This window comes from Roseateles sp. P5_E1, from assembly GCF_054049335.1.
The window spans coordinates 1-683 of sequence record NZ_JBFUMN010000222.1; the positions used below are offsets into that span (position 1 = coordinate 1).

General features: G+C 65.9%; 1 protein-coding gene. It reads left to right on the plus strand.

Going from position 1 to position 683, the window contains the following annotated elements:
• Positions 1-83: 83 nt before the first annotated feature.
• The coding region (locus ACXJKJ_RS30720; protein WP_457395269.1) for a hypothetical protein at positions 84-683 on the plus strand (600 nt) is incomplete at its 3' end.

A 683-nucleotide genomic window follows, 5' to 3' on the forward strand; every position in this document is an offset into this window, starting at 1 on the left:
ACCGACGCAGTAGGCCTTCACGCGACTGCGCCAGCCCGATGGCGATAGTGCACGGGTCATTCTGCTGCCCCGCGCCTACCTACATGCCCCTGATTCCCGAGCGCGTCCAGCGCTGGCCCCGGCCGTGGCGCCTGGCGTTGTTCTCGTTGCTGGCGCTCTACGCGCTGTATCTGATTGCCGGTAACGTGTTCCTCAATACGCCGCTGTTTGATGCGGTCACCAACCGCAAGCCTGAAAAATTCACCATGCAGACCGGGCCGGCGCTCACCGTGCTGCCGGGCCAGGCCATCGTGTGGAACATCCGCATGCGCGGGCAGGCCGGGCATACGGTCTACATCTTCCGCGCCGACCGGGCCAGCGCCTGGATCGATCTGGTGGCGCTGTTCCGCCGCGAGGTACGGATCCCGCGCATCGATGCCACGGGCGTGGAAGCGGACATCCAGCGGGTGGACAAGGCGATTCCGCCACCGCCGCGCAGCGATCGGGGCTGGACGCTGCGTTTCGACGCGATCCACAGTGATTCCATCCGCAGCGGCCAGTTCGGCAAGCTGCTGATCGTGGGGCAAGGGCATGGCAACGTCGGCTTCCTCAAGCAGCTCAAGGGCGGGCCGTCGGAACTGTTCGATTCCACCGCCGGCTTCGAGCAGGCGACAGTCAGTTTCGACGGGGTGAAGGTGCTGGAC